This window comes from Novosphingobium sp. (assembly GCF_049240505.1).
In the GTDB taxonomy this organism is placed as follows: domain Bacteria; phylum Pseudomonadota; class Alphaproteobacteria; order Sphingomonadales; family Sphingomonadaceae; genus Novosphingobium.
In genome coordinates this window covers 1-25,328 of sequence record NZ_JBMLSM010000101.1, presented here as the reverse complement: position 1 = coordinate 25,328, position 25,328 = coordinate 1, and the positions used below count along the sequence as shown (strand labels likewise).

Here is a 25,328-nt window from a genome sequence, read left to right as displayed (position 1 = left end):
CGATCTCGGCCTGCTGGTTCATGCTGATGATGATGTCGAAATCGTCCTCGATCGCCGCAACAAAGTCCATCACGGTCAGGCTGTCCCATTCGAGATCGCCGGCAAAAGTCGTCGCTTCGGTGATCGCTACGCCCTTCTTGTTGAAGGGTTCGATCAGTTCGGCGATCTTTTCGGCGGTTGCGGCGCGATCCATCAATTCTTCTCCAATGGGCAAGAGACACGCGCCCCTGCCAGACGATTGAGGCCGAAAAGCGGCCATTGCCGCCGCTTGTCAAGCACTCGCCCCTTGTGTCATCCCGTTTATCCGCGAAAGTCGGGCAAATCCACGTCGGGGAATTGGTGGGGGAATCATGGCAGAGACTGTAACGCAGCCTGAACCGGCTTCCGCACCGCCAAAAGCGGCCCCGTCGATGCCTTCGCCGTCGGGCTATTCCAACCACGCCATCCACCTTGTCCGCACCAGTCAGCAGATCAACCTTTCGCTCAGCCAGATGGCTGATTCCAAGGCGTCGATCCTGATGGGCGCGACGTTCGTGGTTTTCACTATATCTGTGGGACAGGCGAAGAACGGGGCGATGCCGTGGTCGTTGGGCGTGCTGGCCCTTTTCGCTTTCGTTTCAGCGATGTGTGCGGTGTTCACCGTGCTGCCTTCGATCAGCGGGCCAAAGGCGGCGAAGCTGAATGATGGCAAGCCGAACAAGCTGTTCTTCGGCTATTTCACGCATATGGACGAAGAGGAATGGGTGCTTTCCGTCCTTGATGACCTGCGCGCCGACGAAACGATCTTCCGCACCATGCTGCACGACATCTACCAGAACGGGCAGGTTCTGCAGCGCAAGAAATACCGTTATCTCTCAATCGCGTATCGTAGCTTCATGGTCGGCCTGTGCCTGACCGCGATCACCTTTGTGGTCGAATACGCTGTGCGCTATTCCTAAACCAGCGCGTTCACCGCCACCATGAACGGCGCGATCGACACCGGCTTTGCAAGGTAACCTTCCGCCCCCGCATCGCGGATAGCCTCTTCATCGCCCTTTCCGGCATAGGCGGTGACGGCAAGGACCGGGATGGCTTTCAGTTCCTCGTCCCCTTTCAACTGCTCGATCAGGTCCATGCCGGAAACGTCGGGCAACTGGATGTCCATGATGACAAGGTGCGGCATGAACAGGCGGGTCTTTTCGATGGCCTCGCGCCCGTCAGCCACCGGTTCCACCTCGAAACCCTTGGCACGCAGCAGGTCGCAGAACAGCTTGCGGTTAAGGTCGTTGTCCTCGACAACCAGAATTCTTTTTGCCACTGACACGCCTGTTTTCTGAACTGCACCTAGATGCACCTAAGCGTCCCTTATGCCCCGCGAAAGGCCCTGACAATCATCCGAGAGCCATCTTCCACGCCCGATGCGGCAGCCCTTGCCCTGCAGGCGTTGGGCTGGGTGCTGTCCGATGGCGATCGGGCCGAACGGTTTCTTGGACTGACCGGTCTGACGCCGGATGAATTGCGGGCCGGCCTTGGAGATGCTTCCATCCTGGGGCAGTTCTGGAATTTCTCGCCAATCACGAAGCCGATCTTGTCAACGCGGCCTTCGCTCTCGACATCTCGCCCGAATCCCTGATCGCCGCACAGAAGGAATTGTCATGAGCCGCCCCCTGATCGTCAGCGATTGTGACGAGGTGCTGCTGCACATGGTCGCCCCCTTCCGTGACTGGCTGGGTGAAAAGGAAGGCGTGTCGTTCAAGATGGACAGCGCCGATTTTTCCAAGGCAATGCGCTATGCGAAAGACGGCAGTCTGGTTCCCCCGGAGCAGATCTGGAGCCTGCTCAACAAGTTCTTCGATACCGAGATGTATCGCCAGCAGGCCATCGCCGGGGCCGTTGCCGGGATCAACAAGGTTGCCGAAGGTGCCGACGTGGTGATCCTGACCAATCTCAACGATCATCGCCGCGACATGCGCGCGCGTCAGCTGGCCGATGTGGGCATCAATGCCCGCGTCTTCACCAATCAGGGACCGAAGGGCCCGGCGCTCAAGGCGATCCTGGACGAATACAATCCGTCGCGCGCGCTGTTCATCGATGATCTGCCGCAGCACCACGATTCGGTTTCGCAACTGACGCCGGACGTGATCCGCCTGCACCTGTGCGGCGAACCGTTGCTTGCCCCGCACATCGATTGCGCGCATCAGGCAGGCCATGCGCACGCCCGGATCGATCAATGGGAAGCGGCGTTGCCCTGGATTCTCGAACAAATTCATGGAGAAGATGCGTGACTGACAGCGTTGAAGCCCGGCTGGCGGAACTCGGCCACACCCTGCCGCAGGCCGCCGCGCCCGTGGCCGCCTATGTGCCGACGGTCGAGGCGAACGGGCTGCTGCACGTATCGGGGCAGTTGCCCTTCATCGATGGCAAACTGGTGACGGGCCGCTTGGGCGAGGACGTTTCGACCGAACAGGGCACCGCCGCCGCGCAGGCCTGCGGTCTGATGATCCTCGCGCAGGTCAAGGCTGCGCTTGGTTCGCTCGACCGGGTGGAGCGCGTGGTGAAGCTGGGGGCGTTTATCTCCTCCACCGGCACGTTCACCGATCAGCCCAAAGTGGCCAACGGCGCTTCCGAATTGATGGTTGCCGCATTCGGCGATGCCGGAAAGCACGCGCGCAGCGCGGTGGGCGTGCCGGTTCTGCCCTTGGGTGCTGCGGTGGAAGTCGATGCTGTCCTTGCTGTTCGCCCAGCTTGACCGCTTCCTTGCCCCCGCGCCCAAGCACGCGCGGGTCGGCTGGCTGAAGGGGCGCAGCTATGCCCATCGCGGGCTGCATGGCGGTTCCGGCGTGCCGGAAAACTCAGCCCGCGCCTTCGCGCTCGCCATCGAGCGCGGGATGGGCCTCGAATGCGACGTGCAGCGCACGGTCGATGGCCATGCGGTGGTCTTCCACGATTGGGAGCTTGACCGCCTGACCGCCGAAACAGGCGCGGTGATCGATCGCCGCGCCGATGATCTGGCGCAGATCCCGCTCACTGGCGGCACCGACTGCATCCCCACCTTGCGCACTTTTCTGGATCAGGTGGCGGGCAGGGTTCCGGTGCTGATCGAACTGAAGTCCAAGAAGGAAATCCGCGCCGCCCCCTTGTGCCTCGCCGTGCGCCGCGCGCTCGAAGGCTATCGCGGCGAAGTGGCGGTGATGAGCTTCGATCCGCGCGTCAGTCGCTGGTTCTCGCGCCATTCGCCACATATCGTCCACGGGCTTGTGGTGACCGAGAACGGCAGTCGCACTTTGCCTGCCACGCTGAAGCTGCATCTGGCGTTCTGGCAGGCGCGCCCGCAGTTTCTGGCGTGGGACGTGCGCGATCTGCCGAGCAAGTTCGTGGCCGCCCAGCGCAAGCGCGGGTTCCCGGTGCTGACATGGACGGTCCGCTCCGCCGATCACGCCGCACGCGCGGCGGACTGTGCCGATGGCCCTATTGCCGAAGGTGCGGGCGTGGGGGCATGAAGCCCGCGTGACCTTCACCGCGCGCATTCATAAGTCCGTCTCGGAAATCGCTGCCGAAGATTGGGACCGGCTGGCGGGTGACGCCAACCCGTTCGTTTCGCACACTTTCCTGACGCTGCTGGAGGATTCAGGGTCGGTCGGTGGCCGCTCGGGCTGGTCGCCGCTGCCCATCGTGATCGAGGGCGAAGATGGCCGTCCCGCCGCTGCGCTCCCCGCTTACCTCAAGAGCCACAGTCAGGGCGAATATGTGTTCGACCATTCCTGGGCCGACGCCTGGCAGCGCGCGGGCGGGAACTATTACCCCAAGCTGCAGATCGCAGCGCCCTTCACCCCCGCCACCGGTCCGCGCTTGCTGCTGGGGGACAGGCCCGATCTGGCCGTGCCGCTTCTGCGCGCAGCAGAGCAACTGTGCGACGGCAACGGACTGTCGTCTGCCCACGCCACCTTCATCGACCCTGCGCAAATGCCGCTGTTCGAAGAAGCGGGCTGGCTGCCCCGCAGTGACATCCAGTTCCACTGGACCAATCGCGGCTATGCCAGCTTTGCCGATTTTCTGGGGGCGCTGAGTTCCGACAAGCGCAAGAACCTGCGCAAGGAGCGCGCCCGCGCGCAGGACGGCATCGAAATTCGCCAGCTGACCGGTGACATGATCCGCCCCGAACACTGGGATGCGTTCTGGCTGTTCTATCAGGACACCGGAATGCGCAAATGGGGCCGCCCCTATCTGACGCGCACCGCGTTCGACCTGATTGGTGAGCGCATGGCCGACAAGGTGCTGCTGGTCATGGCGTTCCTTGATGATGAACCGGTGGCGGGCGCGATCAACTTCATCGGGCGCGATGCGCTCTATGGCCGCTACTGGGGCGCGCTGGTGGAGAAGCCCTTTCTCCATTTCGAACTATGCTATTATCAGGCGATAGACGCCGCCATCGCGCTGGGCCTCTCGCGCGTGGAAGCAGGCGCACAGGGCGGACACAAGCTGGCGCGTGGTTATGAACCGGTGCAGACCCTATCGGCCCACTACATCGCCGATCCGAACTTCCGCCGCGCCGTGGCCGATTTCTTGCGGCAGGAGCGCGCGGGGATTGCGCAGGATCAGTTGGTGCTGGGCACGCGGACGCCGTTCAAGAAGGGGTGAGGGGCATAGAGGCTCTGTCAGGGTGCTAGGTCGGAGGCTTTGTGTAGCACGGCCCTTCTGTGGGCTCCCGAACACTCGTGGGTGCAAGCCTTGCAGCAGTGCTTGTTAAGCCATAATGCGCCGGTATGAACCAAGCTACTTCTCTGAATGTCGAACCCGGCACCGATGCCGTTTCACCCGTGCTGCCTGATCTGATTGCCCGCACTGCAGCATCGCTCAGAACGATGGCAGATGAGCTTGACAATGGCGTGCTGATCGAGCCGATCGAGTGGATCATTCCGATGTCTGACATCGGCAGCGCCGCGATGGATGAACATTGCGATGCTATCGTCGCCCGGTTGGGTAAAAAGCAGATGGCCGTTTATGCAATCTGCTTTGACGAGGATGTTCCGCTGCAGCGCGTCCATGACTTTGTTGATGGCAACAAAGCGCGAAACAAGGCACTTCCGGTTGCCGAACGTCGGGCATTCGCGCGCGTAAACAAGCGGAAACGGTGCGCCGATAGCCGTTGTCTCTACATCGGAAAGTCAGAGAAGGTTGCGGAAAGAATCCGTCAGCATCTGACCGAGGCACATCCTGCCACTTTCGCCATACATTTGAATTATTGGCCGAAAGACATTCCCGGCAACCTGATTGTGCAGGTTATCGGTGTTTCCTCGGTTCACGGTACGCTGCTGTCGTTCATCGAGGATCAAATGGCTGGCGAAATGTCGCCCATTCTGGGCCGACGCGGCTCGGTCTAAACCTGCCTTGTTGAAAGCGGGACTGCCCTCAAGCAGCCGCCCGTCCACTCCGCAACCACTCGCGCGCCCGGCGCTGGGCTTCGGCAATTTCGCGCGCTGTCATTTCGTCCGAAACATCGGCCCGGCAGTGTGCGGCTTCCTCGTGTCCGCCCACAGCGGCGAGGTTGAACCATTTGTGCGCTTCGATCAGATCGCAATCCACGCCGTGGCTGCCTGTGGAATAGGCCACGCCCAGATCGAATAGGGCGTTGTTGTCGCCATTGGCGGCAGCGGCGAGGCAGGTCGCCACGAGCAGGTCACCCGCTTCGGTCGATTGGGCGGTTACGCCTTGCGCTGCGTCATCGGGGACGAGCTTGATCCATGCCTGTGTCATTTACCATTACCCCCTTGAGGAAAGCCTGTCCCCAAACCTTCCGGGGGCGCTTCCGATGGGGCGAAAGTCACCAATCTTGGTCAATAAATGGTTAACGGCAGGGCGCTGCGGAAGCATCCATCTGTTTTCGGTTGAAACAGTTTGGGAAAAACCTGTGCGGTCCCTCACGCTTCACGCCACCTTAATGCAGGATAGCGGCCTAATTGCTTGTGCCTGTCACAGGCCAATCCTATAGGCGCGGCAGCACAAGAGCCTGCGCGCCGGAAACGGGAAGAATGCAGGCCGGGAGGGGCGGATAGCTTGTTATGCGGAGGGCCGAATGGCTGGCGTTTTGAGTGACGAGATTGACGTACTGGCAAAGGCACGCCGTGCGATGCCGGGCGATTACGTTCCAGGCGATGACGAACCCTATATGAATGAAGCGCAGCAGGATTATTTCCGCCGTCTGCTGCTCGAATGGAAGAAGTCGATCCTCTCTGCCGCCGCCGGAACGCTTTCGGCGCTGCAGGATGGTCCGATTCGCGAACCCGATCTTAACGATCGCGCATCGAGCGAGACGGATTGGGGCATCGAACTGCGCACCCGCGACCGTCAGCGGAAACTGATCGCCAAGATCGATTCTGCGATGCGCCGGATCGATGAGGGCGAATATGGTTACTGTGAAGTGACCGGCGAACCTATCGGCCTTGGCCGCCTGATCGCCCGCCCCATCGCAACGATGACCGTAGAAGCACAGGAAGCGCATGAACGCCGGGAAAAGATTTCCCGCGATATGTGATGCTTCCGTTGCCGCAGGGCGGGCTGTTTGTCCGCCCTAACGCGGTTAACGCAACCACCTACTAACCCGTTGTTTACCTTGTCGGTTTAGGAAACGGCGAGGAATTGATGCGATAAGTCCGCATCGGGTCTATTTCTGCCCGATGCGCACGAAATCACGGGAATGGTGGGACTTCTGGTGACTGACATCGACCATAGGCATCTGGGGCGAGACAGCCTGTTCCTCATGGCCGAAGTGCGCCTGCCCGAGGCCGACGCCGAACACCGCGTGAAAGTGCGCAATCTCTCCGCTGGCGGGATGATGGCCGAAGGCGCGGTGAAAGTTACGCGCGGCACGATGGTCGAGGTGAATCTGCGCAACATCGGCTGGGTCGAAGGCGTTGTCGCGTGGATTCAGGACAACCGTTTTGGGATCGCTTTTCACGATGAAGTCGATCCCAAGCTGGCGCGTGCACCGGTTGGCACCGGGCCTTCTACACCCCGTTTCGTGAAGCCGCCGATCATGAACCAGCCGATAGGCCCGGTGCGCAAGATCTGAGGCTATTTTGCAGGTGCGTTGTGGACGCATAGCGCTCCCTCGCCTAGTCTTCTGCCAATGGCTGGTAGGCTCGCCTCAATCGCATTGATTTCGCTGCTGCTTGCGTCCTGCGGCAAAGGGCGCGACGGCACACTGGGCGTTGCCGTGATCGGCGATGCAGCGGCCTTGAATGAGCGGGGGCAGCGCCTTTCCCCGACTGCGCAACTGGTGCGCGCCGCCACTTACGAAGGGCTGGTTGGTTTTGACGAGCGGGGCCGCGTCGTGCCTGCGCTGGCCGACCGCTGGATCGTGACCGACAATGGCCAGAGCTACATTTTCCGCCTGCGCGACGGCACCTGGCCCGATGGCAAGCGAATCAGCGCCGATGATGCGGCCACCCTGCTGCGCAAGGCGATCAGCGGGCTGAAAGGCACCGCGCTCGGCCTTGATCTGGGGGCGATCGATGAAGTGCGGGTGATGGCGGACCGGGTGATCGAGATTGATCTTGTCGCCCCGGTGCCCGAACTGCTGATCCTGCTGGCGCAACCCGAACTGGCGCTGAACTGGCAGAACGCCAAAGGGCAGAACGTGGGCACCGGCCCAATGGCTTTCACGGCTGGAGACGATGGCGCGCAGCTTTTCGCGCTGATCCCGCCGGAAAAGCGCGGGCTGCCCCAGCAGGCCAGCTTTGCCAGCCGCGCGCGTCCGGTTTCGCTCACTTTTGCCAAGGCCGCCAAGGCGGTGGCGCAGTTCGATGCAGGCGATGTCGATGTCGTGCTGGGTGGCAGGATCGATACGGTGCCACTGGCCGGACGCATCGGGCTGACGCGCGGCAATGTGCAGCTTGATCCCGTCACCGGGCTGTTCGGCCTTGTGGTGACGCGCACCGAAGGGTTTCTTGGCGCTGCCGCCAACCGCGAGGCGCTGGCGATGGCGATCGATCGCGATACGTTGCTGGGCGGCTTCAACATCGGCGGTTGGCAGCCAACCACGCGCATCGTCTCTCCCGATGCCGAGGACGATCTGGGCACCATCGGCGAACGCTGGCAGGGCATGAGCCTTGAGGAGCGACATATTCAGGCAGAGGCACGGGTCAAGGCGTGGAGAGATGCGGGTCGCGCGCTGCCCACCATGAACATTTCCATGCCAGATGGTGCGGGGTCCACGCTGGTGTTCGATGCGCTGCGCCGCGATTTTGCGCGCATCGGCATTGCGGTGCGGCGCATTCCTGAAAACGACCGGGGCGATCTCCGGCTGGTCGATGTGGCCGCGCGCTATGGCCGGGCCACATGGTTCCTCAACCAGCTTTCCTGCACCGTGCAAAAGGCGGTATGCAGCCCGGTCGGTGACGAGCGAGTGGCCGAGGCTCGCCGTGCGCTCGATCCTGCCGCCCGCGCCGCCCTGCTGGCCGAGGCTGAGGCAGAAATTACCGCCGCCAATGGCTTCATCCCCATCGCCCGACCCCTGCGCTGGTCGCTGCTGCGCAGCGGCACCACCGGCTTTGCGCAGAACCCGTGGGGCTGGCATCCCTTGCCGCCGATGGCATGGCTTCCCAGATAGGGGTGATGGACAAGCCCTACGCCACTCGCCCCCAGCGCCTTCAGGCCGAAATCCCCGGCCTGGGCAACGATCCCGCCTCGGTTCGCCAGCGTGTGGAAATGCTTGAGCGCGTGCTGGAACGAAGCTTTACCATCCCGGTGCTGCGCCGCGATGTGGGCCTTGATGCCATCGCCGGTCTGGTGCCCGTTTTGGGCGACGTGCTGACCGCCGCGATGGGCGCCTATGTGGTGTGGGAAGCGCGCAACCTTGGCCTGCCCAAATGGAAGCTGTGGCGCATGGGCGCCAACGTTGCGGTTGATACGGCTATCGGCGCAGTGCCGCTGGTGGGCGATGCCTTTGACCTGTTCTTCCGTTCGAACTCGCGCAACCTGAAGATCCTGCGCAAGCACCTCGACAAGCACCATCCGCAGACGCGCGTGATCGAGGGTTAGGTTACCCCATCTCTACGTCATTCCCGCGCAGGCGGGAATCCATCCCAACAAACAGCGCATTATCCGCTGGATGCCCGCCTGCGCGGGCATGACGAAGGGATTGATCTGAGCGCGACGGGCCAAATCAGAAATCGATCGCGATTCCGTTCTTTTCCCAATCGCCAAAGCGGGTGGGATCAAGGCCATCGGGGTCGTCGCCCCGTTCGATGGCTTTGGGGGCGGGAACCGGGTCATTGGTCCAGTGCGCGGGCGGCGTGAACTCCGCCGGGCGCCTGGTTGCGCGAGGGGTTGGCTTGTCCATGTCCTTGCCGATGGACCTTCGCGCGTGCACTTGCAATTGCATATTGGGGCACAAGCGCCGATAGGCCGCGGCTATGGCCCGAAACCCTGCTCCCGATGAAGTCCCCGGCGTGCCCGCGCGCCGCGCCGCACTGCGCCTGCTCGATGCCGTGTTGCGCCGTGGCGATCCGCTGGATCAGGCCGCGCCGCCGATCCTGCGCGGGATCGAGCGCGGCGATGACCGCGCGCTCGCGCTTGCCATCGCGCAGGAAGCCTTGCGCTGGATGGCCGATCTCGATGCCTTGATCGATGGCGCGACGAAGCAGGTCCTGCCCGATGATGCCAAGGCGCGGTCAGTCCTGCGCATCATGCTGGCACAGGCGCTGCGTTTGAACCTGCCAGGCCACGCAATTGTCGCCACCGGCCTGCCACTGCTGATGGGTGGCCCGCGCCGTCTTGCGCATGGCGTGTTCTCGGCTGTGACGAAGAGCGGGGCGACGCTCCCCGATGCTCCCACCCTGCCCGATGCTGCCGCCGAACGCTGGCAGGCGGCATGGCCTGACCGGATCGATGCCATCGCTGCCGGTCTTGCCGAACCGCCGCCGCTCGATCTCACATTGCGCGATGCGTCGGAAACCGCGCTCTGGGCAGAGCGGCTGGGCGGCCACTCGCTTGCGCCGGGCCATGTCCGCCTTGCGCGGGCAGGCGCGATAGATGGGCTGGAAGGCTTCAGGGACGGTGCATGGTGGGTGCAGGATCTCGCCGCCAGCGTGCCTGCGCGCCTGCTGGGTGCGGGCGAGGGCCGCCGCGCGCTTGACCTTTGCGCCGCGCCGGGGGGCAAGACCCTGCAACTCGCCGCCGCCGGGTGGAGCGTCATTGCGCTCGACAAGTCGGCCCGCCGGACAGAGCGGCTGGCCGAAAACCTCAACCGCAGTGGCCTTTCCGCCGATGTCGTGGTGGCCGATGCGCTGACATGGACGCCGGCCGCGCCGTTTGACGCCATCCTTCTCGATGCACCATGCAGCGCCACCGGCACCTGCCGCCGTCACCCCGATGTGCTGCACCGCCAGGCCGGGCTGGATGAACTGACCGCGCTGCAAGCCATGCTGCTCGAACGCGCTGCGGGCTGGCTCGCGCCCGGCGGCAAGCTGGTCTACGCGGTCTGTTCGCTGGAACCGCAGGAAGGTGAACAGCAGGCAGCGGCCTTTACCGGCCTGTCGCCCGATCCCGTCACCGATGCCGAACTGCCGGAAGGCATAACGGCCAGCAGTGGCCACTTCCGCACCGATCCCGGCATGTTGGCGGACCAAGGCGGCATCGACGGCTTCTTTGCCGCCCGCTGGACGAAAGCCTAACGCGGTCGCTTGAGCACGATATAGACCGCACCCGCCCCGCCGTGCCTTGGCTGGGCAGGGCGCACCGCAGCAATGCGGCTGGCGTGGGGGCTATGCGCCAGCCAATCGAGCAGTTTGGCCCGGATCGCACCGCGCCGGTTTCCGCGCGCGTCGTGTTCGTCATGCGGGCGGTGTTTGCCCGCGATCAGCAGCATGATCCGCGCGCCCATCGCCAAGGCCTGCGCAATCCCGCCGTTTAGGCGCGCGTGCGCCGCGTCCAGCCCCATGCCGTGCAGATCGATCGTCACATCAGGCGCAATCGCGCCGCGTGCCAGCTTGCGTTCCCAGCTCGAATCCAGTCCGTGGCTTTCCAGCGGGCGCGTGATCGGCGTAGGTGCAGGAGTGGGGGCTGGAGGCGGCGGGATGCGTCCTTTGACCCGCTTGGGGCTGGCAACAGGTGGCACTGCCACCACGGCATCAATCGCCTTGATTTTCGGTCCTGCCGGATGAATCGGCGTGATTGTTGCCGCCACCTTCTGCCACAGCGCCGCCTCTTCTGCGGAAAGCCCGCGCGGTGCCTTCATCAGCGCTGCTCCAGCCGCGTCAACACACCCTTGGGGAGAAGGATCAGCGCTCGTCCGCGCGCCGACATGCCGCCCGCGATGCGCCGTGCCTCCGCGCCAGCACCCCAGAAGCTGTCGAACCGGTTGGCCCCCTGAATCGCGCCGCCGGTGTCCTGCGCCACCCACAGCCCGCTTGTTTCCGCCCGGTCCACCTGCAGCCACACAGGCGCGCCCAGCGGCACGAAGGCCGGATCTGCCGCCACGGTGGAGCGGCCCGTCACCGGCACGTTGAGCGCTCCCACCGGCCCGGCTCCGGTCATCTCCCGGAAGAACACGAAGCTGCGGTTCTGCTGCATCAATCGCCGCCCCGCATCGGGAAAGTCGCGCAGGTATTTCTGAATGCCCTGCAGCGATCCATCATATTGGCCGGGGCTGCTGCCGATCAGCCCGCGTTCGCGCATCAGGCTGCCGATGCCGGTATAGGCATGGCCGTTCTGCCCGGCAAAGCCGATGCGGATCACGCTGCCATCGGGCGCGCGCAACCGGCCAGAGCCCTGAATTTGCAGGAAGAAGAACTCTACCGGATCGGCCGCCCAGCCGATTTCCAGCCCCATGCCGGCCAAGGCGCCAGCCTCTATCTGCGCACGGTCCCAGTAAGCGGTGAACACGCCCGCCTCGTCATAGCGGCCCAGCGGCATCTTGCCATCGGGCAAGGGTTGCGCATCTCCAGGCTTGGCCCGCACCAGATCGCGCGGCATGGCATAGACCGGCACGTTGAATCCCTGTTGGCGCGTGCGCGTGCCAGCAATCTCCGGTTCGAAATACCCGGTAACGAAAGCATTGCCCCCGGCAACTTCGGCGCTTTCGAAATAGCTCGCAAAGAACCGTGGCGCATCCGCCGCAGGCCAGTTTGCCGCCGCCGTGCAGGCCGGAACCCAGTCGCCCGGCACCGTCAGCCCGGAATTGTCGGTGCGCTTGGTCAGGCGTGGGCAGGATACGACGAAGCTGCGCAGCGCCAGCGCAGCGTTATCGGCCTTGAAGCCCAGCCCAGCTACCGCAGGCCCGCGCGTGATTCCAGACAGCACCGCCGTCTGCCCGGCCACCACCGGCGGGCGCGATGGCGTTACCGGGCGTGGCCCACCCGTTTCGGGCACCAGCCGCACGCACCCGCCAAGCAGAAAGAGCGCCGCGATGACCGCAGCGCTCTTGCTTTTGCCAAACCCTGAAAAAACCGACACTTGGTTTCTCAGGCTTCGTCCGTCTCGTCGAGCAGCCAGTCAGGATCACGCGCCGTAATGTCGCGGCGGAAGGTCCACAGGTCGCGCGCCTCGATCGCATCGTCGAGCGATCCGGCAATCACGTTGCCATCGGCATCGCGCGTGACCGAGGCGATGTCGGCCATGAAGCGCACTGTGATTCGCGCGGTCTTCGCTTCGATGGACGCATCCACGATTCGCGCTTCTTCGATGCGGATCACACGCGCATCGATGGTTTCGCCTGCGGCAACGCGCGCATCAATGGCCGATTCGAACCCGGCAAACACATCATCGTCGCAAAGCTGACGCAGTTCGTCTTTATCCCCGCGCCAGAAGGCCTCGAGAATCATCGTGTACGCTGCTTTCGAACCCGCAAGGAACTGGGCCAGATCAAACCGGCGATCTGCCGCGATGATCGCGCGCACGCCTGCTTCGGCGCTGTTGTCGAACGTGCTGGGTTCAGGCTGCGCGAGTTCGCGCGGACGCGGAGCAAGCTGGCTGCCTTCAGCCGTGCGCGTGTTCACCGGTTGGCGATTCTGTGCCGAAGGATCGGGCTGTTCGATCCGGCGGCGCATCGGCTCTTCATCATGTTCAGGCCGACGGCCCAGAACCGAATAGAGACGCAGGCCCAGAAAGGCTGCAATCATCGCCAGGATCACAATCTGAACAATCACGTGCAAATTCCCGATACTGCCCCTGCACCCGCTTCGGGCGCATGGCGTCATGCCAACGTGCCTCAAATAGGTACGGATTACAAATGAACAACGTGTGCATGGCCCTTTGGGCGGATCACTTGGGCAAGATTCCCGATCTGCTGTTGTATCCTCGCGCCAGACAAAGGCGCATTGCGGCCCCATCGCCATGATGCTAGTCGCGCGCCCCAAGGGAAACCACGCAGAAAGTAGCGATCTCATGGCCGAAGAAGGCAACATCATCTCGAATCTCAACCTTGATGGCCCTGTTCCCAATGGCGAAGACACTTCGCCCGCGATTGGCCTGATCTCGCAGTACGTTAAGGATCTCTCGGTCGAGAACCCGAATGCGCCGGAATCCTACCAGTGGACCGATGCGCCCGAAATGGCCGTTGATTTCAACATCTCGGCCCGCTCGATCCAGCCCGAAATTCACGAGATCGAATTGAAGATCAACGTGACCTCAAAGGGGCCGCAGGGCACCGCCTTCATCGTGGAACTGGCCTATTGCGGCCTCATCGGTATGCGCAACGTGCCCGATGAACAGGCGCATCCGTTCCTGTTCGCCGAAGGTCCGCGCATCCTGTTCCCCTTCGCCCGTCGTGTCATTTCCGATGCCGTGCGCGATCTGGGCTATCCGCCGCTGTTGCTCGAACCGATCGATTTCAACGGTCTGTATATGCAGCAGCTTGCACAGGCGCAGGCTACGGCAGAGGCAACTCCGGCTGGACAGGCCTGATCATACCGGTTCGCAAACCCGCTCACGCCGAGCTTGTCGAGGCGCCTCCGCGCATGGGGCAAGCGCCCTTCGACAGGCTCAGGGCGAGCGGGTTTGGGAAAAATTGCTTCGTCCCGCTCGTCCTGAGCCTGTGGCCTCACCCCGCTCATCCTGAGCCTGTCGAAGGATGCGCGTTACCGCGCTCCACCTGCGGGCAACAGTCATGAACCTTCTTAAAGCCACCGGTTCCATCGGCGGGCTGACCCTGCTCAGCCGCATTCTGGGCCTTGTGCGCGACAGCCTGTTCGCGCGCTTCGTTGGCGCTGCGTTCGCTTCGGACGCATTCCTTGTGGCGTTCCGCCTGCCCAACATGTTCCGCGCGCTCTTTGCCGAAGGGGCCTTCGCCGCCGCGTTCATCCCCATGTTCAACAAGCGCGTGGCCGACCCTGAAGGGAACGGCCTGCGCGATGGGCTGGACTTTGCCGAAGCCGCGCTGGCGGTGCTGCTGCCGGTCCTCATCGTGATGACCGTGCTGCTCGAAGTCTTTGCATGGCCGGTCACGCTCGTGCTTTCGGGCCGGTTCAACGGGGTAAGCGCCGAACAGTTTGCCTATGCGGTCGAACTTTCGCGCTGGACGATCCCCTATCTGATGCTGATCAGCCTCGTTTCGTTGCTGGGCGGCATTCTCAATTCCCTCCAGAAGTTCTGGGTCAATGCCGCCGCGCCGATCCTGCTGAACGTTACGCTGATCGTTGCGCTGCTGGGCTTTCATTCCGCTGACCCGCTGATCACCGCGCGCAATCAGGCGATTGGCGTTTCGGTTTCCGGCGCGCTGCAACTGGCATGGCTGGCATGGGCCTGTCGCCAGAACGGGGTCAGCCTTAAGCTGCGGCGCCCGCGCCTTTCGCCTGAAGTGAAGCAGTTGCTCAAGCTGATCTGGCCTGCTGCCGCAGGGGCCGGAGCCGTGCAGATCAACCTCGTCATTTCCACAGCGCTCGCCGCATCGCTGCTCGATCACGGCTCGGTCACCTATATCTACATGGCAGACCGGCTGAACCAGTTGCCGCTGGGCCTGATCGGCATCGGCCTTGGCACTGTACTGCTGCCCACGATCTCGCGCCAGCTAGGGGGGGGAGAAGATGCTGCGGCGATGGAAACGCAGAACCGGGGTATGGAACTGGCGCTGCTGCTCACGCTGCCTGCCACGATGGCACTGGTGCTGTGTGGAGAGCCGATTGCCGCCGCGCTGTTCGGCTATGGCAAATTCGATGCGCAGGACACCTTCTATACCGCGCAGGCGCTTGCCGCGTTCTCCATCGGTCTGCCCAGCTACATTCTGGTGAAAGTGCTGACGCCGGGATACTACGCGCGGCAGGACACGAAAACGCCGGTGCGCTATGCCACCATCTCGATGGCGGTAAACCTTGTTGGCAATCTGCTGCTGATCGTGCCGCTGCGCCACATGGGGCCGCCGCTGGCCACCGCCATTGCCTCCACCGTCAACGTCTGGCTGCTTTATCACACGCTGGCAAAGCGCGGGCATTTCGTGGCCGATGTGCGGTTGAAGCGCCGCGTCTGGCGGCTGGCGCTGGCGGCGCTGGCGATGGGCGGCGTGCTGTGGGCCGGGCAGGGGCTGATCATGCCTTGGGTGCATGGCACATGGACCATCCGTATCGCCGCAATGGCCGCTCTGGTCACCAGCGGGGTCGTGGTCTATGGCCTCGCCGCCGTCCTTACCGGGGCTTTCCGGGCGGACGATCTCAAACTTCTCCTGCGGCGTCGCCGCTCCAACTGAAGGCACATTCGATGCGTATCGTTTCCGGCATCCAGCCCACCGGCAATCTCCACCTCGGCAACTACCTTGGGGCGATTCGGAACTGGGTGCGGATGCAGGACGAATGGTCGGCCAAGGGCGGGCAGTGCCTCTATTTTCTGGCCGATCTTCACGCCATTTCGATGCCGCACACCCCGGCAGAGCTTGCCGCCAACACGCGCGAAATGGTCGCCGCGCTGGTTTCGTGCGGGATCGACCCGGACAAGTCGATCCTGTTCAATCAGGCGCAGGTTCCTGCCCATGCCGAACTGCAGTGGCTGCTCAACGGCACCGCGCGCATGGGCTGGCTGAACCGGATGACGCAGTGGAAGGACAAGGCGGGCAAGAACCGCGAAGGCGCTTCGGTTGCCCTGTTCACCTATCCCGTGCTGCAGGCGGCAGACGTGCTGCTCTATCAGGCAACGCATGTTCCGGTGGGTGAAGACCAGAAGCAGCATCTCGAACTCGCCCGCGATATCGCGCAGAAATTCAACAACGATTTCTGCTCCGAAGACGCGCCGCTGTTTACCCTGCCCGATCCGATCATCCCGCCCGAAGCCGCGCGCATCATGTCCTTGCGCGATGGGACCGCCAAGATGAGCAAGTCCGATCCTTCGGATATGAGCCGCATCAACCTGACCGACGATGCCGATGCGATCATGCAGAAGGTGAAGAAGGCCAAGACCGATCCCGAACCGTTGCCGGGCACGGTCGAAGGGCTGGCGGGCCGTCCCGAAGCCAATAACCTTGTCGGCATTTATGCTGCAATGGCAGGGACTTCCCCGGCAGATGTGCTGGCGCAGTTCGCAGGCAAGGGCTTTGGCCAGTTCAAACCCGCGCTGGGCGAACTGCTGGTCGAAACGCTTTCGCCAATGGCCGCGCGCTATCGCGAACTGCGCGCCGATGGCGAAGCGCTGGATGCGATTCTGGCCAAGGGCGCTTTGAAAGCGCGCGATCTCGCCGCTCCCACTCTGGCACGCACCTACAAGGCGCTTGGCCTCGTAAGGGGCTGATTTCAGGCGTTCCGTTGCAAAACAATGCGTGCCTGCAACATATGTTGCAGGCACCATTCAACGTGCATTCAGCACTTCCCGTCCAATTTGCGGACATGCTAAGCACGGTTGCGTCCGGCATCTTCGTTTGCAGACCGAGAGGGTCTGCGCGGGGCATGGGGCGGCGGACGGCACGATAGGAGTCGCAGGATGAGTTCTCATATGCACAACAAGCCAAGATCGCCCGCCCGGCGCCGCCTGCTGGGGCTTTCGGCGGTTTCGCTGATGCTCGTAACGCTGGCGGGCTGCGCCACGCCGTTCAAGGCCGACGTAAAGCGTTTCCAGACGCAGCTTCCCGCGCCAACTGGCACGACTTTCGCTGTCGTGGCCGATGATCCCAAGGACGCTGGCGGGCTGGAGTTTTCGCAATATGCCTCGCTCGTCGGGCGGCAGATGGAAAAGCTGGGCTATCGCCCGGCGAATGTCGATGCGGCTGACCTGATCGTCAGGTTCGATTATGGCGTCGATGGCGGGCGTGATCGCGTGCGCTCCACCGGCTTCAACGATCCCTACTGGGGCGGTTGGGGTGGCTGGGGCGGCTTTGGTCCCGGCTGGGGACCGGGCTTTGGCCGTGGCGGTTGGGGGCGTGGTGGCTTTTATGGCCGCGGCGGCTGGGGCTACGGATGGTATGATCCGTTCTTCTACGGCGGTGGCGGCTGGGGCGCTGGCGGTGTTGATGTGGTGACGGTTTACACGTCCGGCATCGACCTCAAGATTGATCGCCGCACCGATGGCCAGCGCCTGTTCGAAGGCAAGGCAGAGGCTGCGTCGCAGTCGAACCGGCTGTCCTATGTGGTGCCGAACCTTGTCGAAGCGATGTTCACCGATTTCCCCGGCCACAACGGAGAAACCGTAAGGATTTCAATCGCTCCCGAGAAGACGACGGTGAAGCGGGTCAATTGATCCTGAAGTGCACCTAGATGCACCTAACTGCACCTAGAAGCACGAAACGGGGCCTTGCAGCGATGCAAGGCCCCTTTTTTCAGCCCTGAAGAGCAGCAAGGCCTCCGGTCGATCCGAACCCACCTTCGCCGCGCGCGGTGGCATCGAGTTCTTCGACTTCCAACCACGTTCCGCGCGTGACCGGCGCAACCACAAGCTGCGCCACCCGATCTCCCCGGCGGATCGCAAAGCTTTCCGTGCCCAGATTGATCATGATGACTTTCAATTCGCCGCGATAATCGCTGTCGATGGTGCCGGGCGTGTTCGGGACGGTGACGCCGTGCTTCAGCGCAAGGCCCGAACGTGGGCGCACCTGAATTTCATAACCGGCTGGAATCGCAACGGAAAGTCCGGTTGCCACGGCGTGCCGCGCGCCGGGCGCAAGGTCGATATCCTCCGCCGCAACCACGTCCATCCCGGCTGCGCCATCGGTGGCATAGGCGGGCAGGGGCAGGCCTTCGCCGTGGGGCAGGCGTTTCACGAGGACGGGGATTTCAGGCGATTGCATTGGCGATTCTTTCGATCAGGGCAGCGGCGGCGGCCGCCTTGGGCAGTTCAGGCAGGCTTTCCACGCCAGCGGCGCTGACGATGTGCAAGGCATTGATTTCCCCGCCCATTGCGTGCGTGGCGACATCGTTGGCAACGATCCAATCCGCCCCCTTCCGCGCCAGTTTGGCACGGGCGTGGTCCAGAACGTCGTTGGTTTCCGCCGCGAAGCCGACGACCAGCGACGGGCGGCGGTCTGACTTGCAAAGCGTGGCGAGAATATCTGGGTTTTCAACGAGTTGCAGCGGCGGAACCTGCCCTGACCCGTCCTTCTTGATCTTCTGCGCCGCTTCGCCCGCGCTGCGCCAGTCGGCCACGGCGGCGACCATGATCGCGACATCGGCGGGGAGCGCGGCCTCAACCGCTGCAGCCATCTGCCGGGCGGTTTCAACGTCGATCCGCGTAACGCCTTGCGGCGTATCGAGATTTACGGGGCCTGCGACCAGCGTGACCTTTGCGCCTGCCTGTGCGGCGGCGGCGGCGATGGCGAAGCCCTGCTTTCCGCTGGAGCGATTGGCGATGTAGCGCACCGGATCGATCGGTTCATGCGTGGGGCCTGCGGTGATCAGGATGTGCCTGCCGGAAAGGCATCCTTCGACAGGCTCAGGATGAGCGGGTTTGTGAAAATCAGGCTCTTCCAAAGCCGCTCGTGCTGAGCCTGTCGAAGCACCTTGCGCCAACATCCGTGCAATTTCAGAAACAATTTCAACCGGTTCCGGCAACCTTCCGGGGCCGAACTCGCCGCAGGCCATCGCGCCTTCATCCGGCTCCATCACGCTCACGCCATCAGAGCGCAGCGTGGCGACATTGCGGACCGTGGCCGGGTGTTGCCACATGCGCACGTTCATTGCGGGGACGGCGAGGACCGGCTTGTCGGTGGCCAGCAGAAGCGTGGTGGCCAGATCGTCTGCAATGCCCGCCGCCATGCGCGCCATCAGGTCTGCCGTGGCGGGGCAGACGACCACGAGATCGGCCTGGCGGGACAGCTGGATATGCCCCATTTCGACCTCGTTCTTGAGATCCCAGAGCGTTGTATGCACGGGATTTTCGCTCAAGGCCGCGAGCGTCATCGCGGTGACGAAGTGCGATCCGCCTTCGGTGAGGACACAGGTGACATCGGCCCCCTCCTTGCGGATCAGCCGCACCAGTTCGCAGGCCTTGTAGGCCGCGATGCCGCCGCCGATGATGAGCAGGATGCGCTTTCCCTTCATGGCCGCGCTTGTGCAATGGCGGGGGCTTGCGCGCAATCCTTTTGCGTGTGGGAAAGGCTTGGGGCAATGTCGTGCCCGAAGCTGATCGAGAGGAAAGCGGCATATGCGATTGATCCTGACGGCACTGGTCTTTCTGGCGGGCCTGTTCGACCTGTTCCTTGCCATAGGCTTCCTGACCGGGCCGGAAGCGGCAGCCACCGGGTTTGGCATTGCCGCGACAGGTGTGGGCGGGATTTCCACGATCCGGGCAGACTTTACCTCGTTCTTCGGCGTGGCCGCATTTTGCATGATGTGGGGCGCATGGCGTCGCAACGCCGATTTGCTGCTGGTGCCCGCGCTGTTGTTCGGCACATCTTTTGTAGGCCGTGCGATCGATCTGGTGGCCAATGGTGCCTATCCGGGTTGGCCGGTGCCGATGGCTGTTGAAGCGGCTCATGTGGTGCTGATGCTTGCGGCGTGGCGCATGTTGCCGCATCACCGGCTTGAGGAAATCGCCGGGTGACGGCAACGGCAGTGACGATGACTGATTTCGCGCTGAATCCTGACATTGACGCCGATGCCCTGGCCGCGCAGTTCGCGCGGGACGGGCGTGTGCAGGTGAAAGGCTTTCTGGCCCCGGATAGTGCCGAAGCGCTGCACCGGCTTTTGCGCGAACGTGGGGATTGGGTGCAGGTGCTCAATTCCAACGGCAAGGTCTTCGAGCTTCCGCGCGAAACGCGGGCGCAGATGGCAGAGGCTGTGCGCGCGGATCTGGACAACGCGATCTATGCGCAGGCGCGCAGTGGTTTCCAGTATCGCTACGAATCGATCCGTGTGCCAGATGGGACGGCAGCACGGGCGGCAAGCGACGATCCGCTGGCGCGCTTTGCCGAATGGATGTCAAACGGCGAAGCGCGCGACCTGCTGCGACAGATCGTGGGGGTGGGTGCGATCGAATTCGCCGATGCGCAGGCAACCGCCTATGCACCCGGCGACTTCCTGACCGGGCATGACGATGCGGTGGCGGGCAAGAACCGCCATGCCGCCTATGTGATGAACCTGACCCCGGTGTGGCGCACCGAATGGGGCGGATTGCTGCTGTTCCACGAACCTGAAGTGAGCGGATTTGCCCCTGCGTTCAACACGCTGAACATGTTCCGCGTGCCGCAGATGCACAGCGTGAGCGAGGTGACGCGGGCGGCAGCCTATCGGCGCTATTCGATCACGGGGTGGTTGCGGAGTGGGGGGAGGTAGTTTGCCCCTCTTCATCCTTCGACAGGCTCAGGATGAGCGGCTTTCTTATGGTGCTTTGCGGGCTTTCCACTTGGTCCAGAACGTGAAGACCGCGCGCTGGGCGGGGCGTTCAAACTTTGCGTGGCTGATGAAGCCGGCGGCGATGGCAAGGGTCACGTAGAACATCAGGAACCAAGGCTGGCGCGCGATATCGCGGCTGTTGCCGGTGGTATCGATCAGCAGGACCAGTGCGAGTTGCAGGGGGATGTGCCACAGGTAGATGCCATAACTGGCATCGCCCAGCTTCTGGCCGAAACTCAGGCGGCCCTTGCTGTCTGACAGATCGGCGGCAAGGGTAAGGAACAGGACGGCAAAAGTGCCCGCAATGGTGGCGGCATCGCCTGCGCGGTATGTGGCCTTCAGCCAGAATGTGCCGACCAGTAGGGCAAGGCCCAGTGGCAGAAGGCTGGCGGGGCGCAGCCAGCCTTTGAGCAGCGCGCCATAGGCCGCGCAGCCGAGGAAGAAGTATCCCACACAGGACAGCACGTCCTTGTTCGGCCCGCCGATGAGCATGACCCATAACAACACCGTGCCGACGATCGCTGCCAGCACCAGCGGAGCGCGGCGCAGGACAGGGAGCATCAGGAAGAAGGCGAGATAGGCGAGGATTTCGGTCGAGAGCGACCACGAGGGGCCGTTGAACGACTGGTTTTCCTGCCAGCCCCAATATTGCATCAGCGGAATGGAGAGCAGGAAGTGCTTGATATCGTTGGTGTGGTAGATGAATTCCGTGCCACTGCGCGCGAAATACAAGCCTTGCAGCACCGCCATGAGGCCGAGCGTCAACAGGTGCAGCGGCCAGAGCCGGGCGATGCGCGCGGGCCAGAAGCGGGCCTTGTAATGCGTGTCGGCCAGATAGACGTGGGCGAAGACGAAGCCCGAAACCGCCCAGAAATATTGCACCGCCGTGTGGCCGTGGTTGTAGAGCCACGAGAGCGTTTCATACCACGGCTGGATCGCGCGATCGACGTTCACGTGATAAGGCACCGGCGGCACGAAGATGTGCTGATAGTGCCAGAACAGCACCATGATCGCGGCCAGCAGGCGCGATAGATCGAGCGCGTGGAAGTGGCGTTTGGTTACGCGCAGGTGGGCAAGGTTCGCGGCCACGGCTTGTCCAGTCGTCCGGCTCAAACGTTCACATCAACCGCATCGTCATGCTGAACTTGTTTCAGCATCCATTTCTCAGCCAGCACCGTTCGTGCCTGTGGAGAGATGGACCCTGAAACGAGTTCAGGGTGACGAGTTTGGTGTTGTGAGGGCGTGCGCACGTTAACCCCACCAGCCCAGCGTGTGGGTGCCGATGACCAGTGCGCCGCCTGCAAGGAACGTGACCAACTGGCCGATCACACCCACGCCGCGCTTGCGCTTTTTGCGCTGCCACATGAGTTCGACCTTGGGCAGGGGCGGGGCTTCGGGCGCGCCGCCCTTGGCCGGGAAACGGTCTTCGATGCGGCGGATCAGATCGGGGATGCGCAGCAGGGTTTGCGTATCGGTGCGGATGCGGTCCGATATGGCGGCTTCGGGGCCGAGTTCATCGCGGACCCATGCCCGCACGAAGGGGGCTGACGTTTCCCACATGTTGATCTGGGGATCGAGCTGCGTGGCGATGCCTTCGACCATGACCATCGTCTTCTGCAGCAGCAGCAGGTGCGGCTGGGTCTGCATGTCGAAATCGCGGGTGATGGCAAACAGCCCATCGAGCATCTGGCCGACCGAAAGTTCGGACACGGGCTTGCCGCGCATCGGTTCGCCCACCGCGCGCAGGGCCGTGGCGAATTCGTCGACCGAATGGTAGCTCGGCACATATTGCGCTTCGAAATGGATTTCGGCCACGCGGCGATAGTTGCCGGTGGTCAGGCCATAAAGGATTTCGGCCAGCCATTGCCGCGCGCGCCGGTCGATCCGGCCCATGATGCCAAAATCGATGGCGACGATGGTGCCATCGCCTTCGACGAACAGGTTGCCCTGGTGCATGTCGGCGTGGAAATAGCCGCCATTGATGGCCTGCGTGAGGAAGGCGAGGACGAGGCGCTGTGCCAGTTCCTTGCGGTCATGACCCGCAGCTTCGAGCGCCGCCACATCGCTGATCTTGACGCCATCTACCCAGTCGAGCGTCATCACGCGGCCATTGGTGCGGTCCCAATCGATGGCGGGAACGCGGTAGCCGACGTGAGCGCGCATGGTTTCTGAGAGTTCGGAAGCCGATGCGGCCTCGCGGCGCAGATCGAGTTCGCGCACGGTCCAGCGCTTGAAATTGGCGATGACCATGCGCGGGCGCAGGCGCGCAGCTTCGCTGCCGAAGGCTTCGAGATGGGCGGCGGCCCATTCGTAAGTCTCTATATCGCGGGCGAATTTCTCGCGCACGCCGGGGCGCAGAACCTTGACTGCAACCTTGCGGCCCTCGGTGGTGACTGCACTATGCACCTGCGCGACCGAGGCCGCGCCCACGGGGTCTGGATCGAACGCGGAAAACAGGCTTTCGAGCGGTTTGCCGAACGTGCTTTCGATCTCGGCCCGGATGAGCGCGAAATTGACCGGCGGCAGGTTGTCCTGCAGTTCGAGCAGGTTGTGCGCGGCTTCATCGCCCACCAGATCGGGCCGGGTGGCGAGCGTCTGGCCCAGCTTGATCGCGGCAGGACCGATGGCGCGGAAGGCGCCGGCGTAGTCGGGCGCCTTGGGCTGAATCGTGCCGAAGCGCGCGACCTTGCACAGGGTGCGGACGGGGGCGGGCGTGTTCGGGTCGTTCTCGATCCCGCGCAGCGCGCCGTGGCGCGCAAGCGTGCGGCCCCAGCCGAGCAGGCGGCGGATATGCGTGGCGGGAAGGGTCAAGCGATCAGACCTTCCACCCCGAATGGATAGCGACGAGGCCGCCGAGGATCGGTTCGACCTTGGTGCGCTTGAATCCGGCGGCGCGGATCATTGCTTCAAATTCGGGCATCGGTGGAAAGCGGCGGATCGATTCGATCAGATAGCGGTAGGAATCGGCATCGCCAGCGATCATCTGGCCGATCTTGGGCACCAGCTTGTGCGAATAGGTGTCGTAGATTTCGGAAAAGCCGGGCCATTCCGTCGTCGAAAATTCCAGGCAGAAGAAGCGGCCACCGAACTTCAGCACGCGGTGGGCGTCGGCCAGGGCGTGGTCGATATGCGTGACGTTGCGGATGCCGAAAGCAATCGTGTAAGCGTCGAAGCTGCGGTCTGCGAAGGTCAGCTCCTCGGCATTCTGGCGCGACCATTCAAGGCCTTCCAGCCCGCGCTTCTGGGCGCGTTCAATGCCGACGTTGAGCATGTCCTGATTGATGTCCGACACGGTGATCGCCGCGCCTGATGGCGCCATGCGGAACGCGATGTCGCCCGTGCCGCCCGCCATGTCGAGGATCGCCTCGCCACTTTGCGGGCGCACGCGCTTGACGAATTTGTCCTTCCACAGCCGGTGCATACCCACCGACATGGCATCGTTCATCACGTCATACTTGCGCGCCACGTTCGAGAAGATCGCGCCGACGCGCTCTTCCTTCTGGTCTGCGGGAATGTCTTCGTAGCCGAAAGATGTGGTTTCAGGAGTCGTCATGGCTAGGGCCTTTAGTGGGGAATTGCCCGGACGGCAAAGCCTGTTAGGGGTGGAGCGGTTATGCCCGAATTGCCAGAAGTAGAGACGACCGTCCGTGGCCTTGCAACCGTGCTGGATGGGCAGGTGATCGCACGGGTGCAGGTCAACCGGCCCGATCTGCGGCGGCCTTTCCCTGTCGATCTGGCGCAGGCGCTGGTGGGCGCGCGGGTGACGGGCATGGGGCGGCGGGCGAAGTATGGGTTGATCCATACCGACCGTGCGCGGACGATGGTGTTTCATCTCGGCATGTCGGGGCGCTGGCGAATCGATCCCGAAGATATCGGCAAGCACGATCATCTGGTGCTGGAAACCGGCAATGGGCGCGTTCTGGCGCTCAACGATGCGCGGCGGTTCGGTTCGGTCGATCTGGTGGATACCGAAGCGCTGGAGGCGTGGGGACCATTTGCGGCGCTGGGGCCGGAACCACTGGGCGAGGGTCTGAGCGCAAAGCACCTGCGCGCGGCGTTCAAGGACCGGATCGCGGCGGTGAAGCTGTTGCTGCTGGATCAGCGCATCGTTGCCGGGTTGGGCAATATCTATGTGTGCGAGGCGCTTAATCGCGCAGGCATCCACCCGGAGCGCGAAGGCGGGAAGGTTGCCGCCAAGGCGCTGGACCGACTGGTTCCGCTGATCCGCGAGGTGCTGCACGAGGCGATTGCCGCAGGCGGATCGACCCTGCGCGATTATGTGCAACCCGATGGCGAGCTGGGCTACTTCGCCAAGGACTGGCGCGTCTATGGGCGTGAGGGTGAGGCTTGTGCTTGTGGAGGCACGGTGCAGCGGATCGTGCAGGGTGGGCGGTCCAGCTTTTTCTGCGCGAACTGCCAGAAGTAGCGCGCCACAAACTGCAAAGTTTCGCTTTGCACCTTTGCAAGTTTACGGTGGACAGGTCCGGCGAACCAAGCCATCGCCAAGGTCAGAGGTGCGAATGCACCGTGCAGGACAAACCGCAGGAGCAAGACGCATGAAAGCCCTGGTGTGCGTGAAGCGCGTGATTGACTATAACGTGAAGCCTCGTG

At 63.2% G+C, this 25,328-nt stretch carries 30 protein-coding genes and 1 pseudogene; 19 read left to right on the top strand and 12 right to left on the bottom strand.

What is annotated here, in order from left to right; genetic code table 11:
• On the bottom strand, window positions 1-193 hold a 193-nt coding region (locus ACOVQ0_RS08625; protein WP_421882941.1), incomplete at its 3' end, for an acyl carrier protein.
• 157 nt (window positions 194-350) lie between these two features.
• On the opposite strand from ACOVQ0_RS08625, the gene ACOVQ0_RS08620 reads away from it, so the two are divergent.
• Complete coding sequence (locus ACOVQ0_RS08620) at window positions 351-938, top strand: Pycsar system effector family protein (RefSeq protein WP_421882938.1); 588 nt, start codon at window positions 351-353, stop codon at window positions 936-938.
• Here the strand turns inward: ACOVQ0_RS08620 and ACOVQ0_RS08615 are convergent.
• A complete protein-coding gene (locus ACOVQ0_RS08615) occupies window positions 935-1,297 on the bottom strand; it encodes a response regulator (RefSeq protein WP_421882935.1) in 363 nt (120 codons plus the stop codon). The genes ACOVQ0_RS08620 and ACOVQ0_RS08615 overlap by 4 nt on opposite strands.
• Window positions 1,298-1,327: 30 nt before the next feature.
• Between ACOVQ0_RS08615 and ACOVQ0_RS08610 the strand changes: the two are divergent.
• From ACOVQ0_RS08610 to ACOVQ0_RS08585, 6 genes and pseudogenes are all read left to right on the top strand, one after another.
• Window positions 1,328-1,638, top strand: a pseudogene (locus tag ACOVQ0_RS08610) (DUF3572 family protein).
• Window positions 1,635-2,264: an HAD family hydrolase gene (locus ACOVQ0_RS08605; protein WP_421882932.1), complete on the top strand. Its 630-nt coding sequence runs from the start codon at window positions 1,635-1,637 to the stop codon at window positions 2,262-2,264. Before ACOVQ0_RS08610 ends, ACOVQ0_RS08605 begins: the two are co-directional and overlap by 4 nt.
• A complete protein-coding gene (locus ACOVQ0_RS08600) occupies window positions 2,261-2,728 on the top strand; it encodes a RidA family protein (protein ID WP_421882929.1) in 468 nt (155 codons plus the stop codon). The genes ACOVQ0_RS08605 and ACOVQ0_RS08600 overlap by 4 nt, the downstream gene beginning before the upstream one ends.
• A complete protein-coding gene (locus tag ACOVQ0_RS08595; protein WP_421882926.1) occupies window positions 2,700-3,479 on the top strand; it encodes a glycerophosphodiester phosphodiesterase family protein in 780 nt (259 codons plus the stop codon). Before ACOVQ0_RS08600 ends, ACOVQ0_RS08595 begins: the two co-directional genes overlap by 29 nt.
• Window positions 3,442-4,617, top strand: a complete 1,176-nt coding sequence (locus ACOVQ0_RS08590) for a GNAT family N-acetyltransferase (protein WP_421882922.1) — start codon at window positions 3,442-3,444, stop codon at window positions 4,615-4,617. The genes ACOVQ0_RS08595 and ACOVQ0_RS08590 overlap by 38 nt, the downstream gene beginning before the upstream one ends.
• Window positions 4,618-4,841: 224 nt before the next feature.
• Entirely contained in the window at window positions 4,842-5,360 is a 519-nt protein-coding gene (locus ACOVQ0_RS08585) for a hypothetical protein (protein WP_421882919.1), read from the top strand.
• A 28-nt stretch (window positions 5,361-5,388) separates the two neighbouring features.
• On the opposite strand, the gene ACOVQ0_RS08580 is transcribed toward ACOVQ0_RS08585, so the two are convergent.
• Window positions 5,389-5,733 (bottom strand): hypothetical protein, encoded by a 345-nt coding sequence (locus ACOVQ0_RS08580; protein ID WP_421882916.1) that lies wholly within the window; start codon window positions 5,731-5,733, stop codon window positions 5,389-5,391.
• Between the two features lie 319 nt (window positions 5,734-6,052).
• Between ACOVQ0_RS08580 and dksA the strand changes: the two genes are divergently transcribed.
• The 4 genes from dksA (at window position 6,053) to ACOVQ0_RS08560 (ending at window position 9,018) form a co-directional block, all read left to right on the top strand.
• Window positions 6,053-6,511 carry an RNA polymerase-binding protein DksA gene (gene dksA / locus ACOVQ0_RS08575; RefSeq protein WP_168850778.1) on the top strand — a complete coding sequence of 153 codons (459 nt, stop codon included), beginning with the start codon at window positions 6,053-6,055 and terminating at the stop codon, window positions 6,509-6,511.
• A 177-nt stretch (window positions 6,512-6,688) separates the two neighbouring features.
• On the top strand, window positions 6,689-7,048 hold the full coding sequence (locus ACOVQ0_RS08570) for a PilZ domain-containing protein (protein ID WP_421882913.1): 360 nt from the start codon (window positions 6,689-6,691) through the stop codon (window positions 7,046-7,048).
• A gap of 57 nt (window positions 7,049-7,105) precedes the next feature.
• A complete protein-coding gene (locus tag ACOVQ0_RS08565; protein WP_421882911.1) occupies window positions 7,106-8,587 on the top strand; it encodes an ABC transporter substrate-binding protein in 1,482 nt (493 codons plus the stop codon).
• A 5-nt stretch (window positions 8,588-8,592) separates the two neighbouring features.
• Complete coding sequence (locus tag ACOVQ0_RS08560) at window positions 8,593-9,018, top strand: DUF4112 domain-containing protein (RefSeq protein WP_421882908.1); 426 nt, start codon at window positions 8,593-8,595, stop codon at window positions 9,016-9,018.
• Between the two features lie 124 nt (window positions 9,019-9,142).
• On the opposite strand, the gene ACOVQ0_RS08555 is transcribed toward ACOVQ0_RS08560, so the two are convergent.
• The gene (locus ACOVQ0_RS08555) at window positions 9,143-9,319 is read right to left on the bottom strand and encodes a DUF1674 domain-containing protein (RefSeq protein ID WP_421882904.1); all 177 of its coding nucleotides are present in this window, start codon (window positions 9,317-9,319) and stop codon (window positions 9,143-9,145) included.
• A 73-nt stretch (window positions 9,320-9,392) separates the two neighbouring features.
• Between ACOVQ0_RS08555 and ACOVQ0_RS08550 the strand changes: the two genes are divergently transcribed.
• Window positions 9,393-10,652 carry an RsmB/NOP family class I SAM-dependent RNA methyltransferase gene (locus tag ACOVQ0_RS08550; RefSeq protein WP_421882900.1) on the top strand — a complete coding sequence of 420 codons (1,260 nt, stop codon included), beginning with the start codon at window positions 9,393-9,395 and terminating at the stop codon, window positions 10,650-10,652.
• Here the strand turns inward: ACOVQ0_RS08550 and ACOVQ0_RS08545 are convergent.
• The 3 genes from ACOVQ0_RS08545 to ACOVQ0_RS08535 are packed head-to-tail and all read right to left on the bottom strand — an operon-like array spanning window position 10,649 to window position 13,124.
• Window positions 10,649-11,215, bottom strand: coding sequence for a Smr/MutS family protein (locus tag ACOVQ0_RS08545; RefSeq protein ID WP_421882896.1), 567 nt, complete (start codon window positions 11,213-11,215; stop codon window positions 10,649-10,651). The two genes, ACOVQ0_RS08550 and ACOVQ0_RS08545, sit on opposite strands and share 4 nt — an antisense overlap.
• Window positions 11,215-12,432, bottom strand: coding sequence for a murein transglycosylase A (locus ACOVQ0_RS08540; protein WP_421882892.1), 1,218 nt, complete (start codon window positions 12,430-12,432; stop codon window positions 11,215-11,217). Before ACOVQ0_RS08540 ends, ACOVQ0_RS08545 begins: the two co-directional genes overlap by 1 nt.
• Window positions 12,433-12,440: 8 nt before the next feature.
• The gene (locus ACOVQ0_RS08535; RefSeq protein WP_421882889.1) at window positions 12,441-13,124 is read right to left on the bottom strand and encodes a Tim44/TimA family putative adaptor protein; all 684 of its coding nucleotides are present in this window, start codon (window positions 13,122-13,124) and stop codon (window positions 12,441-12,443) included.
• Window positions 13,125-13,362: 238 nt separating this feature from the next.
• On the opposite strand from ACOVQ0_RS08535, the gene secB reads away from it, so the two are divergent.
• The 4 genes from secB to ACOVQ0_RS08515 all read left to right on the top strand — a co-directional run bounded on the left by secB (window position 13,363) and on the right by ACOVQ0_RS08515 (window position 17,628).
• Window positions 13,363-13,881, top strand: a complete 519-nt coding sequence (secB, locus tag ACOVQ0_RS08530; protein WP_421882944.1) for a protein-export chaperone SecB — start codon at window positions 13,363-13,365, stop codon at window positions 13,879-13,881.
• Window positions 13,882-14,083: 202 nt separating this feature from the next.
• Window positions 14,084-15,655 (top strand): murein biosynthesis integral membrane protein MurJ, encoded by a 1,572-nt coding sequence (gene murJ / locus ACOVQ0_RS08525; protein ID WP_421882886.1) that lies wholly within the window; start codon window positions 14,084-14,086, stop codon window positions 15,653-15,655.
• Between the two features lie 11 nt (window positions 15,656-15,666).
• Window positions 15,667-16,686, top strand: a complete 1,020-nt coding sequence (gene trpS / locus ACOVQ0_RS08520) for a tryptophan--tRNA ligase (RefSeq protein ID WP_421882883.1) — start codon at window positions 15,667-15,669, stop codon at window positions 16,684-16,686.
• A gap of 189 nt (window positions 16,687-16,875) precedes the next feature.
• Window positions 16,876-17,628: a DUF4136 domain-containing protein gene (locus tag ACOVQ0_RS08515; RefSeq protein ID WP_421882880.1), complete on the top strand. Its 753-nt coding sequence runs from the start codon at window positions 16,876-16,878 to the stop codon at window positions 17,626-17,628.
• Between the two features lie 79 nt (window positions 17,629-17,707).
• On the opposite strand, the gene dut is transcribed toward ACOVQ0_RS08515, so the two are convergent.
• Together dut and ACOVQ0_RS08505 are read right to left on the bottom strand one after the other, a co-directional pair.
• A complete protein-coding gene (gene dut, locus ACOVQ0_RS08510) occupies window positions 17,708-18,175 on the bottom strand; it encodes a dUTP diphosphatase (protein WP_421882877.1) in 468 nt (155 codons plus the stop codon).
• Window positions 18,162-19,424 (bottom strand): bifunctional phosphopantothenoylcysteine decarboxylase/phosphopantothenate synthase, encoded by a 1,263-nt coding sequence (locus ACOVQ0_RS08505; RefSeq protein ID WP_421882874.1) that lies wholly within the window; start codon window positions 19,422-19,424, stop codon window positions 18,162-18,164. Before ACOVQ0_RS08505 ends, dut begins: the two co-directional genes overlap by 14 nt.
• Window positions 19,425-19,527: 103 nt before the next feature.
• On the opposite strand from ACOVQ0_RS08505, the gene ACOVQ0_RS08500 reads away from it, so the two are divergent.
• The gene (locus ACOVQ0_RS08500; protein WP_421882871.1) at window positions 19,528-19,926 is read left to right on the top strand and encodes a hypothetical protein; all 399 of its coding nucleotides are present in this window, start codon (window positions 19,528-19,530) and stop codon (window positions 19,924-19,926) included.
• 17 nt (window positions 19,927-19,943) lie between these two features.
• The gene (locus ACOVQ0_RS08495) at window positions 19,944-20,657 is read left to right on the top strand and encodes a 2OG-Fe(II) oxygenase (RefSeq protein ID WP_421882869.1); all 714 of its coding nucleotides are present in this window, start codon (window positions 19,944-19,946) and stop codon (window positions 20,655-20,657) included.
• A 45-nt stretch (window positions 20,658-20,702) separates the two neighbouring features.
• Here ACOVQ0_RS08495 and ACOVQ0_RS08490 read toward each other — a convergent pair whose 3' ends face one another.
• The 3 genes from ACOVQ0_RS08490 to ACOVQ0_RS08480 all read right to left on the bottom strand — a co-directional run bounded on the left by ACOVQ0_RS08490 (window position 20,703) and on the right by ACOVQ0_RS08480 (window position 24,270).
• Complete coding sequence (locus ACOVQ0_RS08490; protein WP_421882867.1) at window positions 20,703-21,806, bottom strand: acyltransferase family protein; 1,104 nt, start codon at window positions 21,804-21,806, stop codon at window positions 20,703-20,705.
• 162 nt (window positions 21,807-21,968) lie between these two features.
• The gene (gene ubiB, locus ACOVQ0_RS08485; protein ID WP_421882864.1) at window positions 21,969-23,528 is read right to left on the bottom strand and encodes a 2-polyprenylphenol 6-hydroxylase; all 1,560 of its coding nucleotides are present in this window, start codon (window positions 23,526-23,528) and stop codon (window positions 21,969-21,971) included.
• A 4-nt stretch (window positions 23,529-23,532) separates the two neighbouring features.
• A complete protein-coding gene (locus tag ACOVQ0_RS08480) occupies window positions 23,533-24,270 on the bottom strand; it encodes a class I SAM-dependent methyltransferase (RefSeq protein WP_421882861.1) in 738 nt (245 codons plus the stop codon).
• A 60-nt stretch (window positions 24,271-24,330) separates the two neighbouring features.
• On the opposite strand from ACOVQ0_RS08480, the gene mutM reads away from it, so the two are divergent.
• Entirely contained in the window at window positions 24,331-25,143 is an 813-nt protein-coding gene (gene mutM / locus ACOVQ0_RS08475) for a bifunctional DNA-formamidopyrimidine glycosylase/DNA-(apurinic or apyrimidinic site) lyase (protein WP_421882858.1), read from the top strand.
• Window positions 25,144-25,328 lie beyond the last annotated feature (185 nt).